At 67.2% G+C, this 22,321-nt stretch carries 19 protein-coding genes and 1 tRNA gene; 14 read left to right on the top strand and 6 right to left on the bottom strand.

Going from position 1 to position 22,321, the window contains the following annotated elements; genetic code table 11:
• The first annotated feature begins 42 nt into the window (after positions 1-42).
• From BLW83_RS07595 to glcF, 3 genes are read left to right on the top strand one after another with little or no spacing between them, the layout of a single operon-like run.
• A complete protein-coding gene (locus BLW83_RS07595) occupies positions 43-1,488 on the top strand; it encodes an FAD-linked oxidase C-terminal domain-containing protein (protein ID WP_218139103.1) in 1,446 nt (481 codons plus the stop codon).
• A gap of 5 nt (positions 1,489-1,493) precedes the next feature.
• A complete protein-coding gene (gene glcE, locus BLW83_RS07600; protein ID WP_090847589.1) occupies positions 1,494-2,651 on the top strand; it encodes a glycolate oxidase subunit GlcE in 1,158 nt (385 codons plus the stop codon).
• A gap of 1 nt (position 2,652) precedes the next feature.
• Entirely contained in the window at positions 2,653-3,993 is a 1,341-nt protein-coding gene (gene glcF, locus BLW83_RS07605; protein WP_090847154.1) for a glycolate oxidase subunit GlcF, read from the top strand.
• An 18-nt stretch (positions 3,994-4,011) separates the two neighbouring features.
• Here the strand turns inward: glcF and bhcR are convergent, their stop codons facing one another.
• Complete coding sequence (gene bhcR, locus BLW83_RS07610; RefSeq protein WP_090847591.1) at positions 4,012-4,911, bottom strand: HTH-type transcriptional regulator BhcR; 900 nt, start codon at positions 4,909-4,911, stop codon at positions 4,012-4,014.
• A gap of 191 nt (positions 4,912-5,102) precedes the next feature.
• Between bhcR and bhcA the strand changes: the two genes are divergently transcribed.
• The 6 genes from bhcA (at position 5,103) to BLW83_RS07640 (ending at position 11,081) form a co-directional block, all read left to right on the top strand.
• The gene (gene bhcA, locus BLW83_RS07615) at positions 5,103-6,290 is read left to right on the top strand and encodes an L-aspartate--glyoxylate aminotransferase BhcA (protein ID WP_090847155.1); all 1,188 of its coding nucleotides are present in this window, start codon (positions 5,103-5,105) and stop codon (positions 6,288-6,290) included.
• Positions 6,291-6,305: 15 nt separating this feature from the next.
• Positions 6,306-7,253, top strand: a complete 948-nt coding sequence (bhcB, locus tag BLW83_RS07620) for a beta-hydroxyaspartate dehydratase BhcB (RefSeq protein WP_090847157.1) — start codon at positions 6,306-6,308, stop codon at positions 7,251-7,253.
• An 11-nt stretch (positions 7,254-7,264) separates the two neighbouring features.
• Positions 7,265-8,428 carry a 3-hydroxy-D-aspartate aldolase BhcC gene (gene bhcC, locus BLW83_RS07625; protein ID WP_090847159.1) on the top strand — a complete coding sequence of 388 codons (1,164 nt, stop codon included), beginning with the start codon at positions 7,265-7,267 and terminating at the stop codon, positions 8,426-8,428.
• Positions 8,429-8,501: 73 nt separating this feature from the next.
• Complete coding sequence (gene bhcD, locus BLW83_RS07630) at positions 8,502-9,503, top strand: iminosuccinate reductase BhcD (protein WP_090847161.1); 1,002 nt, start codon at positions 8,502-8,504, stop codon at positions 9,501-9,503.
• Positions 9,504-9,593: 90 nt separating this feature from the next.
• A complete protein-coding gene (locus tag BLW83_RS07635) occupies positions 9,594-10,544 on the top strand; it encodes a DMT family transporter (RefSeq protein ID WP_218139092.1) in 951 nt (316 codons plus the stop codon).
• A 99-nt stretch (positions 10,545-10,643) separates the two neighbouring features.
• Positions 10,644-11,081 carry a GlcG/HbpS family heme-binding protein gene (locus tag BLW83_RS07640; protein ID WP_090847595.1) on the top strand — a complete coding sequence of 146 codons (438 nt, stop codon included), beginning with the start codon at positions 10,644-10,646 and terminating at the stop codon, positions 11,079-11,081.
• A 183-nt stretch (positions 11,082-11,264) separates the two neighbouring features.
• On the opposite strand, the gene capA is transcribed toward BLW83_RS07640, so the two are convergent.
• Positions 11,265-13,388, bottom strand: a complete 2,124-nt coding sequence (gene capA, locus BLW83_RS07645; protein ID WP_090847163.1) for a caprolactamase subunit alpha — start codon at positions 13,386-13,388, stop codon at positions 11,265-11,267.
• A 136-nt stretch (positions 13,389-13,524) separates the two neighbouring features.
• A complete protein-coding gene (capB, locus tag BLW83_RS07650; RefSeq protein ID WP_090847597.1) occupies positions 13,525-15,276 on the bottom strand; it encodes a caprolactamase subunit beta in 1,752 nt (583 codons plus the stop codon).
• Positions 15,277-15,580: 304 nt separating this feature from the next.
• Between capB and BLW83_RS07655 the strand changes: the two genes are divergently transcribed.
• Positions 15,581-16,537 carry an AraC-like ligand-binding domain-containing protein gene (locus BLW83_RS07655; RefSeq protein ID WP_090847164.1) on the top strand — a complete coding sequence of 319 codons (957 nt, stop codon included), beginning with the start codon at positions 15,581-15,583 and terminating at the stop codon, positions 16,535-16,537.
• Positions 16,538-16,937: 400 nt separating this feature from the next.
• Entirely contained in the window at positions 16,938-18,323 is a 1,386-nt protein-coding gene (locus tag BLW83_RS07660) for a purine-cytosine permease family protein (RefSeq protein ID WP_218139093.1), read from the top strand.
• 193 nt (positions 18,324-18,516) lie between these two features.
• On the opposite strand, the gene dtd is transcribed toward BLW83_RS07660, so the two are convergent.
• Together dtd and BLW83_RS07670 are read right to left on the bottom strand one after the other, a co-directional pair.
• Positions 18,517-18,963: a D-aminoacyl-tRNA deacylase gene (dtd, locus tag BLW83_RS07665; protein WP_090847166.1), complete on the bottom strand. Its 447-nt coding sequence runs from the start codon at positions 18,961-18,963 to the stop codon at positions 18,517-18,519.
• Between the two features lie 25 nt (positions 18,964-18,988).
• Positions 18,989-19,213, bottom strand: coding sequence for a hypothetical protein (locus BLW83_RS07670; protein WP_090847168.1), 225 nt, complete (start codon positions 19,211-19,213; stop codon positions 18,989-18,991).
• Positions 19,214-19,351: 138 nt separating this feature from the next.
• Here BLW83_RS07670 and BLW83_RS07675 point away from each other — a divergent pair, with 138 nt between their 5' ends.
• The gene (locus BLW83_RS07675) at positions 19,352-19,600 is read left to right on the top strand and encodes a DUF2312 domain-containing protein (RefSeq protein WP_090847170.1); all 249 of its coding nucleotides are present in this window, start codon (positions 19,352-19,354) and stop codon (positions 19,598-19,600) included.
• Between the two features lie 196 nt (positions 19,601-19,796).
• Here BLW83_RS07675 and BLW83_RS07680 read toward each other — a convergent pair whose 3' ends face one another.
• Entirely contained in the window at positions 19,797-20,672 is an 876-nt protein-coding gene (locus tag BLW83_RS07680; RefSeq protein ID WP_090847172.1) for a hypothetical protein, read from the bottom strand.
• A gap of 132 nt (positions 20,673-20,804) precedes the next feature.
• Here BLW83_RS07680 and BLW83_RS07685 point away from each other — a divergent pair.
• Together BLW83_RS07685 and BLW83_RS07690 are read left to right on the top strand one after the other, a co-directional pair.
• Positions 20,805-20,879, top strand: a tRNA-Thr gene (locus BLW83_RS07685).
• A 73-nt stretch (positions 20,880-20,952) separates the two neighbouring features.
• On the top strand, positions 20,953-22,191 hold the full coding sequence (locus tag BLW83_RS07690) for a tyrosine-type recombinase/integrase (protein ID WP_090847174.1): 1,239 nt from the start codon (positions 20,953-20,955) through the stop codon (positions 22,189-22,191).
• The last annotated feature ends 130 nt before the right edge of the window (positions 22,192-22,321 follow it).

Consider the following 22,321-nt stretch of genomic DNA (forward strand, 5'->3'; position numbering starts at 1 on the left):
GCCGGACCGCGGGACCAACAAAGGAGACAGCCGATGTCGACCATTGCCATGCCAGCCCCCGATGCGACCATCATCGCCCGCAAGCCTCAGATCGTCGCGGCGCTGCTGGCGGCGCTGCCGGCCGATACCGTCATCTCGGACCCCGAAGAAACCCGCGCCTATGAATGCGACGCGCTGACGGCCTATCGCTGCCCGCCGCTGGCGGTGGTGCTGCCGCGCACCACCGACGAGGTGGCGACCGCCATGCGCATCTGTCACGACATGAAAGTGCCCGTGATCCCGCGCGGCGCCGGCACCTCGCTGGCCGGGGGCGCGCTGCCGACGGCCGACAGCGTGGTCATCGGCACCATGCGCCTGCGCGAATTTCTGGAAATCGACACTGCCAACCGCTTTATCCGGGTGCAGACCGGCGTCACCAACCTGTCGGTCAGCGCCGAGTTGGAACCCGAGGGGTTCTTTTACGCGCCCGATCCGTCGTCCCAGCTGGCCTGCACGATCGCCGGCAATATCGGGATGAACTCGGGCGGGGCGCATTGCCTGAAATACGGGGTGACGACGAACAACCTGCTGGGGGTGCGCATGGTGCTGGCCACCGGCGAGATCGTCGAGCTGGGCGGCCCGCATCCGGGGGGCACCGACCTTGACCTGCTGGGCCTGATCTGCGGATCCGAGGGACAGCTGGCCATCGTGACCGAGGCGACGCTGCGCATCCTGCCGCGCCCCGAAGGCGCGCGCCCGATGCTGATCGGCTTTGACGATGCCGAGGTCGCCGGGGAATGCGTGGCGCGGATCATCCGCTCGGGCCTTATCCCGGTTGCCATCGAATACATGGACGACGTGTGCCTGCGCGCGGTCGAATCCTTTGCCAAGGCCGGCTATCCCGATTGCACCGCCGTGCTGATCGTCGAGGTCGAGGGCTCCGAGGCCGAGATCGCCGACCAGATCGAGCGCATCCACGCCATCGCCTCTGAACTGAACCCCGTCGAATTTCGCAGCAGCCGTAACGAGGCTGAATCCCTTGCCATCTGGAAAGGGCGCAAGGCCGCGTTTGGCGCCATGGGGCGGCTGGGCGATTACCTGTGTCTGGACGGCACCGTGCCGGTGTCGAAACTGCCCTATACGCTGCGGCGCATCGGCGAGATGTCCAAGGAATACGGGCTCGAGGTCGCCAACGTCTTTCACGCTGGTGACGGCAACATGCATCCGCTGATCCTGTTCGACGCCAACCGGCCCGGCGATCTGGAACGGGCCGAGGCTTTCGGGGCCGAAATCCTGAAGCTCTGCGTCGATGTCGGCGGCTGCCTGACCGGCGAACATGGCGTCGGCATCGAGAAACGCGACCTGATGACCAGTCAATACGCGCCCGACGACATGGCGATCCAGATGGAAATCAAGGACGTATTCGACCCCGGCTGGCTGCTCAACCCCGCCAAGGTGTTCCCGCTTGCCGCCAGCGAACCCTATCGCGCGCGGGCGGCGCAACGGTGATGGCCATGCCCGAATCCGCCTGTGCCTCCGCCCCCACCCCCGCCACGCTTGCCCCGCAAACCGAGGCCGAGCTGTCGGCCCAGGTCGCGCAATGCCACGCATCGGCGCGCGCGCTCGAAATCGCCGGCGGCGGGACCAGAACCCGCCGCGCGGCCGTCCCGGCCGCAACGCAGCTGACGACCAGCGCCATCTCCGGCGTTGTCGCCTATGAGCCGGGCGAGCTGACGCTGATCGCCCGCGCCGGGACGCCGCTTGACCAGATCGAGCAGCTGCTGGCCGCCCAAGGCCAGGCGCTGGCGTTCGAGCCGATGGACCACCGGGTGCTGCTTGGCTCGAACGGCACGCCGACGCTGGGGGGCATGGTCGCGGCCAATATCTCGGGGCCGCGGCGGTTGCAGGCCGGCGCCTGCCGCGACCATCTGCTGGGGGTGCGGTTCGTCGACGGCCGCGGCCGGGTCATCAAGAACGGCGGCCGCGTGATGAAGAACGTGACCGGGATGGACCTGGCCAAGCTGATGTGCGGCGCAAACGGCACTCTCGGCATCCTGACCGAGGTGGCGCTGAAGGCCCTGCCCATGGCCGAAAGCCAGCAGACGCTGGCCTTTGCCGGCGTGACCCCCGATGCGGCGGTCGGTATCTTTTCGGCCGCTCTGGCAACGCCGTTCGAGGTGTCGGGCGCGGCCTTTCATGACGGCACGGCATGGCTGCGCATCGAGGGGCTGACCCGTCAGGTCGCCTATCGCCGCGAGCGCCTGTCGGCGCTGCTGCGCGACCATGCGATCGAGATCGTGGACGAGACCGCCAGCCGCCAGCTGTGGCGCGATCTGCGCGATGTCCGGCATTTTGCGGGCAGCGACGCGGCGGTGTGGCGTATCCACGTCAAGCCGACGGATGCGCCCGCGGTGCTGAAGGCGCTGGATATGCTGGGCGGTCAGGCGTCGCTGGACTGGGGCGGCGGGCTGATCTGGTATGCGGGCAATGCCGCCGCGGCCGCCGTGCGCCAGGCCGCCGGCGCGGGCGTGGCGGTGCCGGTCCGGCCGGCGCCGGGGACCGATCTGCCGCCCCATCCGCCCCAAGCCCCCGGTGTCGCCGCGCTGACCGCGGCCATCCGCCGGACCTTTGACCCCGCCGGGATTCTCAATCCCGGCCAGATGGGCAGCTGAGATGCAGACGAATTTCAATGCCGCGCAACTGGCGGATCCGGCCATCGCACGCTCGAACGAGATCCTGCGGTCCTGCGTCCATTGCGGGTTCTGCACCGCGACCTGCCCGACCTATGCGCTTTTGGGCGACGAACTGGACAGCCCCCGCGGGCGGATCTACCTGATCAAGGACATGCTTGAAAACAACAAGGTGCCCGACGAAAGGACCGTCAAGCATATCGACCGCTGCCTGAGCTGCCTGAGCTGCATGACTACCTGCCCGTCGGGGGTGCATTACATGCATCTGATCGACCATGCCCGCGATTATATCGAAAAGAACTATCGCCGCCGCTGGGACGATCGCGCCCTGCGCTGGCTGCTGGCCCGCATCCTGCCCTATCCGAACCGCTTCCGGCTGGCGCTGTTCGGCGCAAGGCTCGCGCGGCCCTTTCGCCGGCTGGTGCCGGATGCGCGGCTGCGTGCGATGCTGGAAATGGCGCCGGCGCGGACGCCCCCGCCCAGCCCGAACGACACCCCGCAGGTGCTTGCGGCCGGGGGCGAGCGCCAGCGCCGTGTCGCGCTGCTGATCGGCTGCGCGCAGCGTGCGCTGAACCCCGACATCAACGATGCGACCATCCGGCTGCTGCGCCGGCACGGCTGCGAGGTGGTGATCCCGCGGGATGTGGGCTGTTGCGGGGCGCTGACCCACCACATGGGCAAGACCGACGACAGCCACGCCATGGCCGCGGCCAATATCCGCGCCCTGGCGGCCGAAATGGACAGCGGCGGTCTGGATGCGGTGGTCATCAACACCTCGGGCTGCGGCACCACGGTCAAGGATTACGGCCACATGTTCCGCAACGATCCGCTGGCCGCCGATGCCGCCCGGGTGTCGGCGCTGGCCCGCGACATCACGGAGATCATGGCCGAGATCGGCCTGCGCGACGCCGCCCACGCCGAGCCGCTGCGGGTGGCCTATCACGCCGCCTGTTCGCTGCAACACGGCCAGCAGATCCGGTCCGCCCCCAAGGATCTGCTGAAGGCCGCCGGCTTTCAGGTGGTCGAGCCGCGCGACAGCCATCTGTGCTGCGGCTCGGCGGGCACCTACAACCTGATGCAGCCCGAGATTTCCGGGCAGCTGAAGTCGCGCAAGGTCGCCATGATCGAGGCGATCCGGCCTCAGGTCATCAGCGCCGGCAATATCGGCTGCATGATGCAGATCGGCTCGGGCACCGGCATCCCGGTCGTGCATACGGCCGAATTGCTGGACTGGGCGACCGGAGGCCCGCGGCCACGCAGCCTTGCCCCCGGCGTCGGTTCCGCGGGGTCTCCGGCGGCGACGGCCGTGCCGATCCTGCGGTGACGGGGCGGCCCGGCCGCGTCAGCCCTGCACGGGCGGGGTGACGGCCGGGGTCACAGCCGGGGTTACGGCCGGGGCATCCGTCGCCGGGGCAGGGGCCGCGGGGGCAGGGGTGGGCGCGCCCAGCAGGCGCGACACTTCGGCCGCAGCCATGGCCACCAGCCCGCCGATCTCGCGCACCCTCTGGTCGGGCATCCTTATGGTTGGCCCCGACACCGATATTCCGGCCACCGCCTCGCCATGGCCGTTGATGATCGCAGCCGCGACGCAGCGCATCCCGACCGTGCGTTCCTCATCGTCAAAGGCATAGCCGCGGCTGCGGGTCCTGGCGATGTCCGCCTGCATCTGCCCGGCATCCGCCACCGTCCGGTCGGTAAACCGGGTAAAGCTGGCCGTCCGCAGGAACCCGGCCAGCCGTTCCTCGGCAAAGGCGCCAAGCAGCGCCTTGCCGATCCCCGACGCATGCAGGGGCGAGCGCGTTCCCGGCGGGAAAAAGGCGCGGATGGTCTCGTGCGTTTCCACCTGGCTGACGAACAGCACATCGCCGTCGCGCTCGATCCCCAGATTCGAGGTCTCGCCGGTGCGGGCCATCAGATCGCGCATCACCGGGCGGCTGCGCTCGACGATATTGGTGCGCCGCAGAAAGGCCGAGCCCAGCCGGAACGCCTCGGCGGCGATGAACCATTCCTGCTTGTCGGGATTGCTTTCGACATAGCGCCGCTGTTCCAGCGTCGCCAGAACCCGATACATCGTCGAGGGCGATTCATCCAGATGGGCCGCCAGTTCGGTCAGGGTGATGCCTTCGTGCCGGGCCAGCGCCTCAAGCACGTCAAGCGCCCGGTTGAGCGACTGGATGCCCGTGGCCTGCGCGTCCGAGGGGCTGTTGCGGGGCCGCCCGCGGCGGCGGACAGGTTGCTGCATGGGGCGAATCCCTGTGGCGTGATGATCGGCGAAAATAATCCATGAAATCCCACGCCGCGCAATGAAAAAATACAAGCATCTGTTATTTCACTTGTTTTTGAATTATCTACAAAAATAAAAAACGATTTCAAAAAAATTTACGCAGCTTGAACCCTGTGCTAGCTGTCAAGGCAACCACGGAGGAGAGCGCGATGAGCACCCAGAACCCCATCTTCATTCCCGGCCCCACCAACATCCCCGAGCTGCTGCGCAAGGCCGTCGACATGCCGACCATCGACCACCGCAGCCCGCTGTTCGGCAAGATCCTGCATCCGGCGCTGGCCGGGGTGAAACAGGTGCTGAAATCGACCCGGGCCGAGGTCTTCGTCTTTCCGGCAACCGGCACCGGCGGCTGGGAAACCGCGATCACCAACACGCTGTCGCCCGGCGACAAGGTGCTGGCGACCCGCAACGGCATGTTCAGCCACCGCTGGATCGACATGTGCCGGCGCCACGGTCTGGATGTGCAGGTCGTCATGCAGGACTGGGGCGAAGATGTGCCCGCCGCGCGGTTCGAGGAAATCCTGACCGCCGATACCGCCCATGAAATCAAGGTGGTGCTGGCCACGCACAACGAAACTGCGACGGGCGTGCGCTCGGACATCGCCGCCGTGCGCCGCGCGATGGACGCCGCCGGCCACCCGGCGCTGCTGTTCGTCGACGGGGTGTCCTCGATCGGCTGCTACGATTTTCGCATGGACGAATGGGGCGTCGACGTGGCCGTGACCGGCTCGCAAAAAGGGTTCATGCTGCCGCCGGGGCTGGCGATCGTCGGGTTTTCGCCGCGGGCGATGGCGGCGGTCGAGATGGCGGCCCTGCCGCGCACCTTCTTTGACATCCGCGACATGGCCAAGGGCTATGCGGTCAACGGCTATCCCTATACGCCCCCGGTCGGGTTGCTGAACGGGCTGAAACTGGCCACCGAGATGCTGCTGGGCGAAGGGCTGGACAACGTCTTTGCCCGCCATCACCGCATCGCCGAAGGCGTGCGCCGCGCGGTCGCGGCCTGGGGGATGAAACCCTGCGCCGCCCGGCCCGAGCTGTATTCCGACAGCGTGACCGCGATCCGCACCCCCGAGGGTTTCGACGCCAACCGGATCGTGTCCCGCGCGCTGGACAGCTACGGCGTCGCCTTTGGCACCGGGCTGGGCGATGTCGCCGGCAAGGTGTTCCGCATCGGGCATCTGGGCAGCCTGACCGATGTCATGGCGCTGTCGGGCATCGCCACGGCCGAAATGGTGATGGCCGACCTTGGCCTGCCGGTCGTGCTGGGGTCTGGCGTGGCCGCGGCGCAGGATCACTATCGGCGGACCGCGCCCGCCGCGCCCGCGACCGCCTGAAGGACGCCCCGCACGATGTATATCCCGACCTATCAGGATGTGCTTGACGCGCATGAGCGGATCGCCCCGCATATCCGCCGCACGCCGATCCGCATCTCGGACCATCTGAACGACCTGACCGGCGCCCGGCTGTTTTTCAAATGCGAAAACTTTCAAGAGCCGGGGGCCTTCAAGGTGCGGGGGGCCGCCAATGCGGTGTTCGGCCTTGACGCGGCGCAGGCCGCAAGGGGGGTGGCCACCCATTCCTCGGGCAATCACGCCTCTTGTCTGAGCTACGCGGCGATGCGGCGCGGCATTCCCTGCAACGTGGTGATGCCGCGCACCGCGCCGCAGGCGAAAAAGGACACGGTGCGCCGCTATGGCGGGGTGATCACCGAATGCGATCCCTCGACCAGCTCGCGCGAGGCGCGTTTTGCGCAGGTGCAGGCCGCGACGGGGGGCGATTTCGTCCACCCCTACAACGATCCGCGGGTGATTGCCGGTCAGGGCACCTGCGCGCGCGAATTCATCGAGCAGGTCGATGGGCTGGACTGCGTGGTGGCGCCCATCGGCGGCGGCGGCATGATCTCGGGCACCTGCCTGACGCTGGCTGCGCTGGCACCCGAGGTGCGGGTGATCGCCGCCGAACCCGAGCAGGCCGACGACGCCTGGCGCAGCTTCAACGCCGGATACATCATCGCCGACGATGCCCCCCGCACGATCGCCGACGGGCTGCTGGTGCCGCTCAAGGAACTGACCTGGCATTTCGTCAGGAACCACGTCACCGCGATCTATACCGCCTCGGACGCGGAAATCATCGAGGCGATGAAGCTGGCGTGGAAACATCTGCGCATCGTGATCGAGCCCTCCAGCGCGGTGCCGCTGGCGATCATTCTTAAAAACCCCGCAGTTTTCGCCGGCCAGCGCGTCGGCGTGATTGTCACCGGCGGCAATGTCGATCTTGACCGCCTGCCCTGGATCTGAGGAGAGATTCCATGAATGCCCATGCAGATTTGGCCGGCCTTGAGGTCGGATACGATGTCCCCGCCCTGCCGGGAATGGATGTGGCGGACATCCAGACGCCCTGCCTGATCCTTGATCTCGACGCGCTGGAACGCAACATCCGCAAGATGGGCGATTACGCCCGCGCCCATGGCATGCGTCACCGCGCCCATGGCAAGATGCACAAATCCGTCGATGTGCTGAAATTGCAGGAACGTCTGGGCGGGGCGGTCGGCGTCTGCTGCCAGAAAGTGTCCGAGGCCGAGGTGTTCGTGCGCGGCGGCATCAAGGACGTGCTGGTCTCGAACCAGGTCCGCGACCCGGCCAAGATCGACCGGCTTGCCCGCCTGCCCAGGCTGGGCAGCCGCATCATCGTCTGTGTCGACGACGTGGCCAATGTGGCCGATCTGTCGGCGGCGGCGGTCAGGCACGACACCACCATCGAATGTTTCGTCGAAATCGACTGCGGCGCCGGCCGCTGCGGGGTCAGGACCACACAGGAGGTGCTGGAAATCGCCCGGGCCATCGACGCGGCGCCGGGGCTGAAGTTCACCGGGTTGCAGGCATATCAGGGCGCCATGCAGCACATGGACAGCTACGACGACCGCAAGGCCAAGCTGGACGCCGCCATCGCGCAGGTGACCGAGGCGGTCGATGCTCTCAAGGCCGCCGGGCTGGAACCCGAGCTGGTGTCCGGCGGCGGCACCGGCTCGTATTATTTCGAGTCGAATTCCGGCGTCTACAACGAGCTGCAATGCGGATCATACGCGTTCATGGATGCCGATTACGGACGCATCCACGATCAGGACGGCCAGCGGATCGACCAGGGCGAATGGGAAAATGCCCTGTTCATCCTGACCTCGGTCATGAGCCACGCCAAGCCGACGCTGGCGGTGGTGGATGCGGGGCTGAAAGCGCAATCGGTCGATAGCGGCCTGCCGTTCATCTATGGCCGCGACGATGTGAAATACATCAAATGCTCGGATGAACACGGCGTGGTCGAGGATCCGCAGGGTGTCCTCGCGATCAACGAAAAGCTGCGGCTGGTGCCCGGCCACTGCGACCCGACCTGCAATGTGCATGACTGGTATGTGGGCATCCGCGGCGACAAGGTCGAAACCCTGTGGCCGGTCAGCGCCCGCGGCAAGCTTTACTGAACTCTGACCGCGGGTCCGGGGGCCATGCCCGCCCCCGGACCCGAGATTTCGACGGCAGGCCAAAGGAATCCCCATGATCATTGTCCCCGAACACGCAATCGCCGGTCTGGTATCGGCATCCGACTGCCTGGAGGCGGTCGAGCAGGTCTTTGCCGCGATGGCGCGACGGTCGGCCCGCAATTTCCCGGTGATCCGCGAGGCGCTGGGCCATGCCGATGCGCTTTACGGCTTCAAGTCGGGCTTTGATCGCGAAAGTCTGGCTTTGGGGCTGAAATCGGGGGGTTTCTGGCCCGGAAACATCAGCCGGGGCCTGACCAACCACCAATCGACGGTGTTCCTGTTCGATGCCGATACCGGCGCCTGCCGGGCGGTGGTCGGCGGCAATCTGCTGACCGCGCTGCGCACGGCGGCGGCCTCGGCGATCTCGATCAAGCATCTGGCCCGCCCCGACGCCCGGGTGCTGGGGATGATCGGCGCCGGCCACCAGTCCAGCTTTCAGCTGCGCGCGGCGCTGGCACAGCGGCACTTTGAAAAGGTGGTCGGCTGGAACCTGCACCAGCCGGATCTGGCGCGGCTGAATGCGGTGGCGACCGAGCTGGGCGTCCCGTTCGAGGCCGTCGATCTGGACCGGCTGGGGGCCGAGGCGGATGTGATCATCACCATCACCTCGTCCTTTGATCCGATCCTGATGGCGGCGCAGGTCCGTCCCGGCACGCATCTGGCCTGCATGGGCACCGACACCGCCGGCAAGCAAGAGGTCGAGCCGGCGCTGGTCGCCGCCGCCACGGTGTTCACCGACGAGATCACCCAGTCGATCACCCTTGGCGAGGCCCAGCACGCCGCCGCGCAGGGGCTGCTGGCGGCCGCGCAGATCACCGAGCTGGGCGCCGTGATCAACGGCACCCATCCCGGCCGGACATCGGCGCAGGAAATCACGCTGTTCGACGGCACAGGGGTCGGGCTTCAGGATCTGGCGGTTGCGTCGGTGGCGGTGGATCGCGCGCTTGACAAGGGCGTGGCGATCACGGTGGATTTCCAGTCACCCATCGGCCCGGCCGGTGCCACCAGCCCTTGAAACCGGCGGCAAAGCGCCACAATGGTCAGCCCGAAGATGGAAAGGCGCCCGGCCGGCATGATCGGGCCGGCATGATCGGGGCGGGATGACATGAGCTTGCAGCAGATGCGCCTTGACGCGTCGTGGAACCGGCAGGGCGCGATATTCATGGTTCTGGCCATGGCCTGTTTCGCGGTCGAGGACGCCCTGCTCAAGACCGCCGCCCAGTCCCTGCCGGTCGGTCAGGTGCTGCTGGGTTTCGGACTGATCGGGCTGGCGGTCCAGTCGGCGCTGGTCCGGGCCGCGGGCGAGCGGGCCTTTGTCCCGGCGATGGGGTCGCGGGTGATGGTCACCCGTTCGCTGTTCGAGGTCGTCGGGCGGCTGTTTTTCATGCTGGCCATCGCGCTGACGCCGCTGTCCACGGCCTCGGCCATCCTGCAAGCGGCGCCTCTGGTCGTCATTGCCGGCGCCGCGATCTTTTTCGGCGAACGGGTGGGCGTGCGGCGCTGGCTGGCGGTGGTGCTGGGCTTTGCGGGGGTGCTGATCATCCTGCGGCCCGGCGCCGAGGGTTTCGGCATCCTGTCGCTGCTGGCGGTGATCGCGACCCTTGGTTTTGCCGGCCGCGACCTGGCCACGCGGGCGGCCCCGGGCTCGATGTCGCACCGCCAGCTGGGGGTGCTGGGGTTCACCATGCTGGTGGTCGCGGGGCTGATTGCCCTGCCGTTCGGCAAGGCCCCGGTCTGGCCCGGCCAGCTGGCGGCGCTGTGTCTGGTCACGGGCGCGCTGAGCGGGGTCGTCGCCTATAACGCGCTGACCACGGCCATGCGCACGGGCGAGGTCGGCGCGGTGACGCCGTTTCGCTATACGCGGCTGGTCTTTGCCATGCTTGCCGGCATTGTCATGTTCCGCGAGCAGCCGGATCTGTGGACGGTGGCGGGTTCGGTGATCGTGGTCGGCGCGGGGATCGTCGCGCTGTCCTTTCCGGGGCGACAGGCAGCACCGGCCCCGCGCCGCGCCGATATTCCGCCTTGCGGGAAATACCCCGCCCGCCATGGTCCCTGAGCGCGTGCCCGGCCTATGTCCGGCACAGACGTTTTCACCACCCCGCCGCCGCAGGCCCCCCAGCGGGGCGTTGCGGCCGGAAACAGCAAGGACAAGCAGATGAAGACCATCAACCGGCTGGATATCGACGATGCGCGCCAACTGATCGCCGGCGCCGCGGCCCATGCCGGCAGCATCGGGGTGCCGATGTGCATTGCCATCACCGATGAAAGCGGCCAGCTGATCGCCTTTGAGCGGATGGAGGGCGGCAAGGTCACCTCGACCACCATTGCCATCGACAAGGCGTTCACCGCCGCCGCGGCTCGCAAGGCGACGCATGAATACGGCAGCGCCAGCCAGCCCGGCGCCCCGGCTTACGGCATCAACGCGGCCATCGGCGGCCGGCTGATGGTGGTGGCGGGCGGCCTGCCGGTGATCTGGCAGGGCGAGGTCGTCGGCGGCATCGGCGTGTCGTCGGGCACTCCGGCGCAGGATCAGGCGGTGGCGCAGGCCGGGATCGACGCGTGGACGGCCCGAAACGAGGCTGCTCGCGGATAGCGCAGGGCGGCTGTCGGGGCGGGCGGGGCTGTCGGCACGGGCCGGGCATTTTGCGGCCGGTGTCGCAAAGCCGCGCCCGTCCCCGCGACAATGCTGCACCGCCCTGCAACATCCGTGACGGCAGGGCGGGGATGATCTGGCGATCAAGGGGCGGGGCCGCGAATGGCCCCGCCCTTAATCTGTTCAGACGGTTTCGGCCGCCAGCTCGGCGGGCTGCGATGCCTCGACCGGGGCGCCCAGCGTCAGCACATAGACGCCCGAGTGGTGCAGTTCCGCCAGCCAGCCCGGTTCGACGATGATGGTCGTCGTCACCTCCTGGATGACGGCCGGGCCAGAGATGCGGTCGCCCGCGCCCAGCAGCGCCCCGTCGTAGACCGGGGTTTCATGCGGGATCCCCGAGGCGTCAAAGATCATCGCCCGCGTCCCGATCAGCGCCCCGCGCGCGCCTTGCCCGGCGGGCAGCTCCATCCGGCCGGGCTTGTCCACCGCCCCGGTGATCGCGCTTTCGACGTTGACCACCTCGACGGCGCTGTTCGGCTCGGAATAGGTGTAAAGCTCTTCGTGGCGGGCGTGGAAGGCGGCCTTGAGCCGGTCGAGCGACGGCTCGGTGATCTCGAACGGCTCGACATTCACCGTGCATTCATGGACCTGCCCGACATAGCGCATGTCGAGGCTGCGCCCGATGCTGACCCGGTCCGCGGCAAAGCCGTCGCCGGCCAAATCCTCGCGCCCGCGCGTCTCAAGCCCGGCAAACAGCGCATCCAGCCGCGCCGCGGACTCGGCCCCTTCGAGGCGGATCGGGGCCGGCGCCATGTAGTTGTATTTCACGTCCGAGATGATCTGCCCAAAAGCGCACAGCCCCGAGGCGAGTTTCGACACCAGCACCTTGCGGATGCCCATCTCGCGCGCCAGCGCGGTGATATGGGCGCCGGTGGCGCCGCCCGCGCAGTTCAGCACAAAGTCGCGCGGGTCATAGCCGCGTTCGACCGAGACCCGCCGGATTCCGTTCACCATGTTGTTGTTGACGATGGTGAACATGCCATAGGCGGCCTTTTCGACGCTGATCCCCAGCGGCTCGGCCAGGTGGATGCGGATCGCCTCGCGCGCCTTTTCCACGTCGAGCGGCAGCCGGCCGCCCACCAGCCCCTGCGGGTTCAGATAGCCCAGCACCAGGTTGGCGTCGGTGGTGGTCGGCATGGTCCCGCCCTTGCCGTAGCACGCGGGGCCGGGTTCCGAGCCGGCCGATTGCGGCCCCATCTGCATCAGCCCCATCGAATCGATCCAGCCGATCGAGCCGCCGCCCGCGCCCAGGGTTTCCACCTGGATCATCGGGATGCCGATGCGATAGCGCAGAAAGTCGATGTTCTTTGAGACGTTGGCGCGGCCGTCGCGGGTCAGGGTGATGTCGAAGCTGGTGCCGCCCATGTCCACGGTGATGATGTCGCGCATCCCCCATGGCTCGCCCAGCCACAGCGCCGCCTGCGGGGCCGAGGCGGGGCCCGAGTTGATCGCATAGACCGACTGGTCGCTGACCGTGCTGCCCAGGGCCAGCCCGCCGTTCGACTGGAAATAGCGCACCGGGTGCCGCGCGCCCAGCGACTGGAAATACCCGTCCACCGCGTGGACATAGCGTTGCAGGATCGGGGCCAGATAGGCGTTGACGATCGCGGTCGAGGTGCGGGTGTATTCGCGCACCTGCGGATAAAGATCGCTGCCGACGGTCAGATGCACGGCGGGCATCATCTCGCGCACGATCTCGGCCGCGCGGCGTTCATGGTCGGGGTGCAGCACCGACCACACGAACGAGATGGCGACCGATTCGACGCCCTCGCGCAGGAAATGCCGGCAGGCGTCGCGCACCGCGTCCTCGTCCAGCGGCGTGTGGACGCTGCCGTCCGACAGCACCCGCCCGGCGATGCCGCGCCGCAGGTAGCGCGGCACCAGCATGGTGGCGGGGGGATAATCCGGGTCGTAGCGATAGCCGTCCTCTTTGTGGCCCAGCCGGATCTCGATGCTGTCTTCGTGGCCCAGCGTGGCGATCAGCCCGGTCCGGGCGCCGGTATGGGTGATCAGCGCGTTCAGCCCGACGGTGGTGCCGTTGATGCACAGATCGGCGTTCGAGACGATGGTTTCCGGGGTCAGCCCGGTTTCCTCCTGGATGGTGGCAAGGCCGTTGCGGATGGCCTCGGTCGGGTTGCCGGGGGTGGACAGCGCCTTGAAGATGCGCACGCCCCCCTTGCGGTCGGCCAGGATGAAGTCGGTGAAGGTGCCGCCGGCGTCGATGCCAAGACGATACTGGTTCTGCATGGGTCGATCCTTATGGGTGTCCGGGGGCGACGGGCCGGCCGGGGCCGGCATCGCGTGCGGCGCGGTCGGCGGGGGGCTTTCCGCCCCCCACGGCCTGCGGCCTCCCCCCGAGGATATTTCGGGACAGAAGATGAAATCAGGCGGCGGCGCGCAGGCTTGCGGTCGCGGCCTCGTCGACGGCCAGCGTGTCGCGGTCGGTGATCACCACGCCGTAATCCAGCCGCGCGCCGTCAAGGCTGACCAGCCCGTTGCGCACGTCCTCGACCACGCGGGCGATCTCGCGTTCGAACGGGTTGCCGTAGCCGCCGCCGCCGGGGTTCTTGTTGGCGGCGCGTTCGCCGGGGTGGATGGTCTCGATCACGTTTTCGGTGATGATTTTCGTCTCGCCGCCGCGGGTAAGTTCGAGCCGGCCGACCTTGCTGGCGACCATGGCGGATTTCGCGCCCGCAGCCCCCATCGCCGGGATGCGCCGCCCCTCGCCAAAGGTGATCAGCGTCATCGGGCTGTCCATCGGCTCGACCTCCCAGCAGGTGCCGGAGCCGCCGCGGTTGCGCCCGGCGCCGCCCGAATCCTCCATCAGCGAATAGCGGTGGATGATGATCGGATAGGAATGCTCCAGCATCTCGATGTCGCCCGAGGTCAGCGCGCCGAAGCAGCATTCCGGCCCGCAGGCGTGCCAGCCGTCGCCGGAGGCCGTGGCCCCCGCGCCCGAGATGATCGAGGCCAGCACCATGGTGACGTATTCCTCGTCATGGCGCTTGTCCCAGCCGGCGATGTTGCAGCCGTTGGCATGGCCCCAGCTGGCCGAGACCTTGGCCGGCGCTGCCTGCTCGAAGGCCAGCCGCACCGCGTCGGTCAGCGTCTCCATCGGCGTGGTGGTGCAGTTCATGTGCGGCGCGGGGGATTTTGCGTTGCACAGCGTGCCCTTGGGCCCCATGTCGGTGCTGACGCAGCGATACAGCCCCTCGTTATAGGGCGGCGGCAACTGCGCGAACATCATCAGCCCCAGATAGACGCCCGAGTGGCTGTTGCCTTCGTAGCTGTTGATGAAATACGGCACCTGCGGGGGCGAGTTCACCGCGATGTGGCAGTTGTCGCCGGTGATGGTGACCGTGGCGGTGATCTCGAAATCGCCGAAGCCGTGGCCGGCATCCTCGAGGATCGCGGTGCCGGTATAGGTGCCGTCGGGCACCTCGGCGATCAGCTTGCGCATATGCGCCTCGGCCATGTCCAGCAGTTCCGCGATGCAGTCCTGCACCACCTGCTTGCCGTATTTGTCCATCATGCGGATCAGCGCCCGAGCGCCGACCTGACAGGCGCCGATCAGCGCGTTGAAGTCGCCCTCTTGATCGCGCCGCGCCCGCATGTTGGTCAGCAGCAGGTTCATCACGTCGTGGCGCGGCTTGCCCTTGTCCCAAAGCTTGACCGGGGGAATCCGCAGCCCTTCGGCAAAGATCTCGGTGGCGTTGGGGTTGTAGCCCGCGGGCACCGGGCCACCGATATCGGTCAGATGGCCCTTGCAGACCGTCCAGAACACCAGCTCGCCCTCGTAGAACACCGGCATATACATGCAGGTGTCGATGATATGGCTGCCCCCATAGGCGGGGTCGTTGTGCAGGATCAGGTCGCCTTCGTGGATGTCGCCTTCGAAGAAACCTGCCACCGATTTCATCGCCGGGATCAGCGAGCCGAGGTGGATCGGGATGTCCTGCCCTTGCAGGATCATTTCCGGCGTGTGGTTGAACAGCGCCGTCGAATAGTCATGCGCCAGGTTGAAGACCGAGCTGCGGGCGGTCTGTTCCAGCGTCAGCGTCATCTCGCGCTGGGTGGTCTCCAGCACTCCGCGGACCACGGAAAGCGTGATCGGGTCAACATTGCGTCCTGTCATGTCCTTGGGCTCCTCCCCCGATGGGTGGGCGGCGCGGCGGGGCTTGCGCCCCCACGGGCAGCCGCCCGGCATCGGCCCAGAGTGAACGGGAAAAACCCCGGTTTCTTGCAGCGCAGCGAGTGTTTTCTTGCCGATCCGGGCACCGCCGCCGCAGGGTTTGTCGCCGGGTGCATCAGGATTTGTCGCTGCGTGCAGTCGCCGCCGGGATTTCTTGCACCGATCGCCGCCGCGGCGCTAGACTGCCTTGACACAGCGGTCAGGAGGAGGCCGCGACGCCCGTCACGCGCTTCGAGGAGGAGGGCGCATGGAGATCGCCGTCTACAGCACCGCCTCGACCGCGGCCGAGCAGCGCGCCGCGGAATGGAGCCGCGTGATCGCGGACACCTATTTCCCGTTGCAGCTGACCTATCGCGATCCCGACGGCTTCAGCGGAGAGCTCGAGCGGCGGCAGATGGGCCAGGTCTCGCTGTCGCGGCTGGCCACCGGGCCGATGCAATACGAACGCCACGCCCGCGACATCGCCCACAACAGCCCCGAGGAATATCTGATCACCGTGCCGCGGCTGGGACCGGTCGATTTCCGCCAGATGGGGCGCGAGGTGCGCTGCGCCCCCGGCGGGCTGATCCTGGAACGCGGGGACGAACCTTATCGGTTTTCCTATACCCACGCCAACGAGCTTTGCGTGCTCAAGGTCTCGCGGCCGATGCTGCTGGAACGGCTGCGCGACCCGGACCGGTTCTGCGCGCAGGCGATCGACGCGCGCGGCGGGCTGGCGGCGCTGCTGGTCAGCATGATGGGGCATTTGCAGGCGCTGTCGGCGGCCGAAGCCCACGCCGCCAACGTGCTGGGCCGCCAGATCGTCGAGGTGCTGGCGCTGGCGCTGGACGAGCGCGCCGGCCCCGAGGACGCGGGCGCGGTGTCGGCGGTGCGCGCTGGCCACCTGCGCCGGGCCGAGCGGGTGATCCGCCAGAACCTGTCCAACCCGGCGCTGTCGCCCGAGTTCGTGGCCGGGCAATGCGGGATCTCGAAACGCTACCTGCACGAGCTGTTCGCCCACACCGACAAGACCGTGGCCCAGTTCATCCGCGTGGAACGCCTGATCGTGGCCCGCAACGAAATCGCGGCCTCGCAGGCCCTGTCGATGGCCGAGATCGCCTATCGCTACGGGTTTTCCGACCAGGCGCAGTTCTCGCGGCTGTTCAAGGCGCAGTTCGGGATGACGCCCTCGGACTGGCGCCGCCGCGCCCGCAGCGCGGGCTGAGCCGGCAGCACGCGGCCCTTTCGCCCGCTCGCGCCCGGGCGCAGCAACAAGGCTGCTTCTTCATCATGAAAATATCCCACGGGGGCACGGGGGTGTGAAACCCCCGTCCGGCCGCGCCGCCGGCACCGGCGTCGCATTTCCCCGGCTTTCCCCCAGCGACAAGAAATCGCACGCGCAGGCGCAAGACGGCGACGCCCCCGCCTGCCCACCATGCCCGTCACTGACGCCGGGACATCAACGCCGGCCCCGCGGGAGAGGAGACCGCGAGGCCGCACCCCCACAGATCGAACCACCGCGGCCTGCGTGCAGCCGGCGCGCCCGTGACCCGGGTGCTGCGCCCGGCCGTGCGCGCCGGCCGCGCCGTCCCGGCCCGTGACAGTTTTCAGGGAGGAAATGATCCATGTCCACAACCGCCGATGCCGCGCCCGACGAGGCGCTCGAACTTGAATTTTCCGACCGCCCGGTGCCGCAAGACCAGCGCATGAGGCGGATGCCGCTGACCATGGCCTGGTGGTCGGTCTGCTCGGCGATGTTCTATCTGGTGGTCTCGGCCACGCTGGCGCTGGCCTATGGCTCGGTCAATGCGATCATCGGGCTAGTGCTGTCGGTCGCGGCCTATGCGGCGATCAACGCGGTGCTGGTGCGCCACGCAATCCGCACCGGGCTGTCGGTGTCGCTGTTCTCGCGCATCCTGCTGGGCCGCACCGGCGCGGCCATCGCCACGCTGATCTTCTTTGCCACCGCGATCTATTACGCGGTGTTCGAGGGCTCGGTCATCGCGCTGGCGCTGCAAAGCTATGCCGGCATCGGCTATCCGCTCGCGGCGCTGATCGTGGTGGTCTATTCGGTGGTGCTGATTTTCGGCTCGATCCAGAACTGGCTGGACAAGCTCAACGGGGTGCTGCTGCCGTTCTACCTGATCGGGCTGCTGGCCGCGGTGGTGCTGGCGGTGGCGGAATACGGCTATTCGGACGCCTGGCTGAACCTCGGTCCCGAGGGCGGCGCCAAGCCCGGCGGCTGGTGGGATTGCTTCGTCGCCTTCATGGGCGTCTGGATCCTGATGATGTTCACCTATGACTATGCCCGCTTCGGCCGCTCCGAGGACGCCGACTATCACGCGCGGGTCAACTTCGGCGCGCCCTTCTATCTGGTGGCGTTCCTGCTCAACGGGTTGGTCGGCATCTTCCTTGCCGCCAGCCTGCCCACCGAGGGCGGCGTGACCGAGGTGTCGGTGGTGCTGGCGCTGATCCAGCTGATGGGGCTGGCGGGGCTTGGCTTTGTCTGGATCAGCCAGACGCGGATCAACACCGCCAACTATTACCTCGCCGCCGTCAACATGGAGAGCTTTGCCCTGACCGTGTTTCGGCTGAAGCTGCCCAAGGTGTTCTGGGCCTGCGTGGTCGGCGCGATCTGCTATGTGCTGATGCTGGCCGATGTCTTTGCCTATATCCTTCAGGCGCTGGCCTATCAGGGGATCTTCGTGGTGGCCTGGGTCGGCATCGCGCTGGTCCATATCCTGACCGAGGGCAAGGCGGGTGCGGCCCAGGATCGGGTCAGCTTTCGGCTGCGCGACACAAGGGCGGTGAACCCGGCGGGGCTGGGCGCGTGGCTGCTGGCCGCGGCAAGCGGGCTTGCCCTGCATTTCGCGGATGGGGCGTTGGCGAGTTTTTCCGCCCCCGTCACCTTTGTCGCGGCCGCCGCGGCCTATGCGGTCCTGAAGCAGCGCGACGCCCGGCCCGAGCCGACCCCGGACGGCAGCTTTGCGGGGCGCAGGCTCGACGGTTGAGCGGCGACGACGGCTTGCGGCCGGAATGCACCCTGGCCTGCCCGAGGCGGCCCCGCGCCGCCTCGACCACCCTCTGCCGCGGCCTGCCCCTTGCGGGGCCGGGGCGGGGCGGGGGCCGGGGCCGGACCGCAGGCCGCGCATGTCCCCGAGGCTGCGGCGGATCGGGCCGCGTGACCTTGGGCCGCGGGCCCGCTCAGCGGTCGGCCGTGTCCATCCAGATGGTGACGGGGCCGTCGTTGACCAGCGCCACATCCATGTCGGCGCCGAATTCCCCGGTCTCGACCTGCAAGCCGTGGTCGCGCAGCGCCTGCGCGAACTCAAGATATAGCCGCTCGCCCTCGTCCGGGGCGCAGGCTGTGGAAAATCCGGGGCGATTGCCGCTGCGTGTGTCGGCAGCCAGCGTGAACTGGCTGACCACCAGCGCCGCGCCGCCGGTATCCTGCACCGAGCGGTTCATCCGCCCGTCCTCGTCACGAAAGATGCGCAGCCTTGCAACCCGGCCGGCCAGCTTGCGCGCCACCCCGGCATCGTCGCCCTGCATGGCGCAGACCAGTATCAGCAGCCCCGCGCCGATGCGGCCGGTCAGGCGGTCGCCCACGGTAACCTCGGCCCGGCTGACGCGCTGGATCAGAACCCGCATGGATTGTCCTTTCGGCCGCCGCCGCTCAGCGCAGCATGATCCCCATGACCACCGACATCAGCCCCAGCACCGAGGCCGCCAGCGCCGCCATGTTCACCGCCACCACCCGCTGCATGGTGGCGCGCATGGTTGCGTCGTCGGCCTGCGCGCGCCGGGCCGACGTCACCGTGGCGATGCACCACACGATCCCGGCAAGCCCCAGCGCAGTCAGCGCCGCGCCCCCCCAGATCAGCATGTCGTAGATGGTCATCGCACCCTCTCTTGCATCCGGCCAGCCCGTCCCGCGGGCCTAGCGGCGATTGCGCCGGGCGGCAAGTCGGCCTATTGCAGCGCCTCGATGCCGCGGCGACGGGTGCGCGGCGAGGCAGGGCAAGGGACAGCAAGCGACATGAGCGACGATCAGGCCTATGGCATCGCAGCCGGAGAGCTGCGCCAGTTCATCGAACAATTCGAACAGCTCGACGCCGAAAAGGCGGATATCGCCGAGCGCCAGAAAGAGCTGATGGCCGAGGCCAAGGCCCGCGGCTATGACACCAAGGTGATGCGCAAGGTCATCGCCCTGCGCAAGCGCGACAAGGACGACGTGGCCGAGGAAGAGGCGATCCTGGACATGTACAAGGCCGCGCTGGGGATGTGACCTGGCGGGCAACGGCCGCCGTCCCGGGTGGCGCTGCCGGAGCCGGGGGTTTTCCACCCCCGGACCCCCGGAGGATATTTCCGACCGCCCGAAGCAGCGGCGCCGGGCCGGAACGCCGGTCATGTGAAAAACGCAGCCCCTGCGGCCCCTGAAAGATACGCGGGGGCGGGCGGCACGGCTGCAAGACCCGGTCGCCTCAGGGGCCGAGGAATTCGACGCCGGGCAGGGCGGCGATCATGGCGACGTCCTCTTCGTAGAGGTCGGTGATTTCATCGACCAGATCCTGGGTCCAGCCGGGGATCAGGACGTCCTGCCGGATCGCCTCGGGGCGGGCGTGGCGGCCCAGCATCTCGGCAAAGACGGCGCGGCGCGCGGCGACGGTCAGCGGGCCGGCGCGGGTCAGCGCCTCGCGCAGCTCGGTCATTCCGTCGGCGCTCAGCAAGTCGCCCAGCACCGCAAGGCCGGATTTCAGCGGCACATCCGCGGGCATCCTTGCGATGCGGCGGACGGCCTCGGGCCAGATCAGCGGCGTGTCTTCGTAGCACCACACGATCACCCGACGGCCCTGCATCGATTCGACGATGTGCTGCATCGCCGGGCCCCAGCGCAGGCTGCGCGGGTCGCAGTCTGCCAGCGCACGGGCCTGCGAGGGGTCGGGCAGGCGCGACAGCAGATGCGGGATCTGCAACGCCGGGTTCTGGATCGCCAGCGAGACCTCGACCTCGGCCGAGGGAAACAGCGCCGCCACCGCCCGCATCCGGGGTCCGGCCTGCGCAAACAGCCCCTTGTCGGACAGGCAGCGCACCGGCGCCCCGATCAGCGACGCCTGCGAGATCACCATCCGCCGCACCTCGTCGGATTCCAGCAGCGCGTCGTAGATCACCTCTTCCATCGCCGGGGACGCCTCGCCGCCGCGCAGCGAGGTCAGCGATTCGTCCAGCACCCCCCTATAGCGGCCCGGAGGCACCACCTCGACCCCGTTGGCCAGCAGCCAGTCGCGGTTTTCCATCAGGGTGCGGATCATGCGTTCGGGTTCGGTTCCGTGGGTGCCGAAATGGATCGAAACCTGCATTCTGCAAAAATCCTCATTACAATACCAAGCGTTCCGTCGCCCTACATGCAGCCAGCGTCAAGCGGAAAGCGGGGGTTTTGGCGCCGCTGCGCGCTTGCACGGCAGCGGCGGGGCGCGTATCTGACGGGGCAGGCCGGTTTAGCTCAGTGGTAGAGCGTCTGATTTGTAATCAGGGGGTCGGGGGTTCAAGTCCCTCAACCGGCACCAACAAACTGTTAAAAATCAGGGAACTGACCCAAAAAACATTGTCGAGAGTCCACAAACGCGGACACAAAGGGCAATGTTGATGGGTTATGATGACAAGACCAGACACATCCGGCAGATGGAATCGGGTTCATTCGAGTTTCGCAAACGGTTCCCGCGAGCATCGGGACTGTCGGGCGAGTTCAAGCGCAGGTTTCAGGCAGGATGTGCGGTCACCATGGCGCAAGAATATGCCCGGGTGCTGGCGGAATATGATGCTGTTGCCTCGGGAAAGCCTGTCCGGGTTTCCTCACCTGATGATGTGTCCGTTTCTGGACGTATCCCCAAGAACCTGCATACCTCCCAAGACCACGCAAGAGTAGTAGCCCCGTCTGGGGGCAACCCCCCGAAGACCTTGGCGGATGCCGCGGACTTGTATCTGCGGGACAGGCTGCGGATGGGCCGGGATATTCAAGGGACACGATCCTTGACCCGCATTCGGAAACATATGGAAGCCGCAACCGGGGTAACATTCGACCAGATGCCCTTGGTAGACCTGAACCGACAACATGCAAGGGACACGCGGGACTATCTGATGCGACTGCGCAAGGGACGCAATGCTGATGGGGACAGGCTTAGTCCAGCATCGGTCAGGCGGGCGTTGGTGATCCTGTCAGCCCTGACAAATTATGCCCTTGAGGAATTCGATCTGGCGGACACATGCCGGAATCCGTTCCGCGCCCTGCCGTTGAATGCGGGAAACCAGACCGCGATAGAACGCCGGGATGCCCTGCCGGATGATGTGTTTCTTGCGATGCGGGACAAACTGACCAAGGAGCTTCGTTTGATCTGGCGCATCCTTGCCGGGACGGGTTGCCGTGTCGCCGAGGTAACGGGCTTGAGGATTCAGGATGTTCAGCTTGATGATGAAATGCCCCATGTCATGATCCGGCATCATGAGGGACGGCGCTTGAAAACTGCATCATCGGTTCGGTCGGTTCCCTTGGTCGGGGATGCATTGGTGGCTGTTCGGGAAGCTGTCGGCCTCGCCGGGACGGATGGGCCGTTGTTCCCGCGCTATGCCCGACCGCGTGGGGCTGATGCTGCATCCGCGATCCTGATGAAACACCTGCGGATGATCACGACCGACAAACGACATGTGGTTCATTCGTTGCGTCATCGGATGAAGGACAAGATGCGACTGGCAGGTATTCCCAAGGATGTTCAGGATTTAATCTTGGGTCATGCATCGGCCTCGGTGGCGGAGTCGTATGGGTCGATGTCTGTGCGTCTGATGGTTGCCTATCGGGAAATGCAGAAGCTGGACGACCATTAACAAGACCGGGGGGTATGTCGGTTTCTGGTTGGTTTTGGTGGCGAACCGCATATGGACTTGTCTTTGCACAAATGGACATTTAAAAGTTTTTTAGGACAGTAGCGCTTACCTATTTTCGGTAAACGGAAAT

The organism is Paracoccus alkenifer, assembly GCF_900108405.1.
GTDB classification, from domain to species: domain Bacteria; phylum Pseudomonadota; class Alphaproteobacteria; order Rhodobacterales; family Rhodobacteraceae; genus Paracoccus; species Paracoccus alkenifer.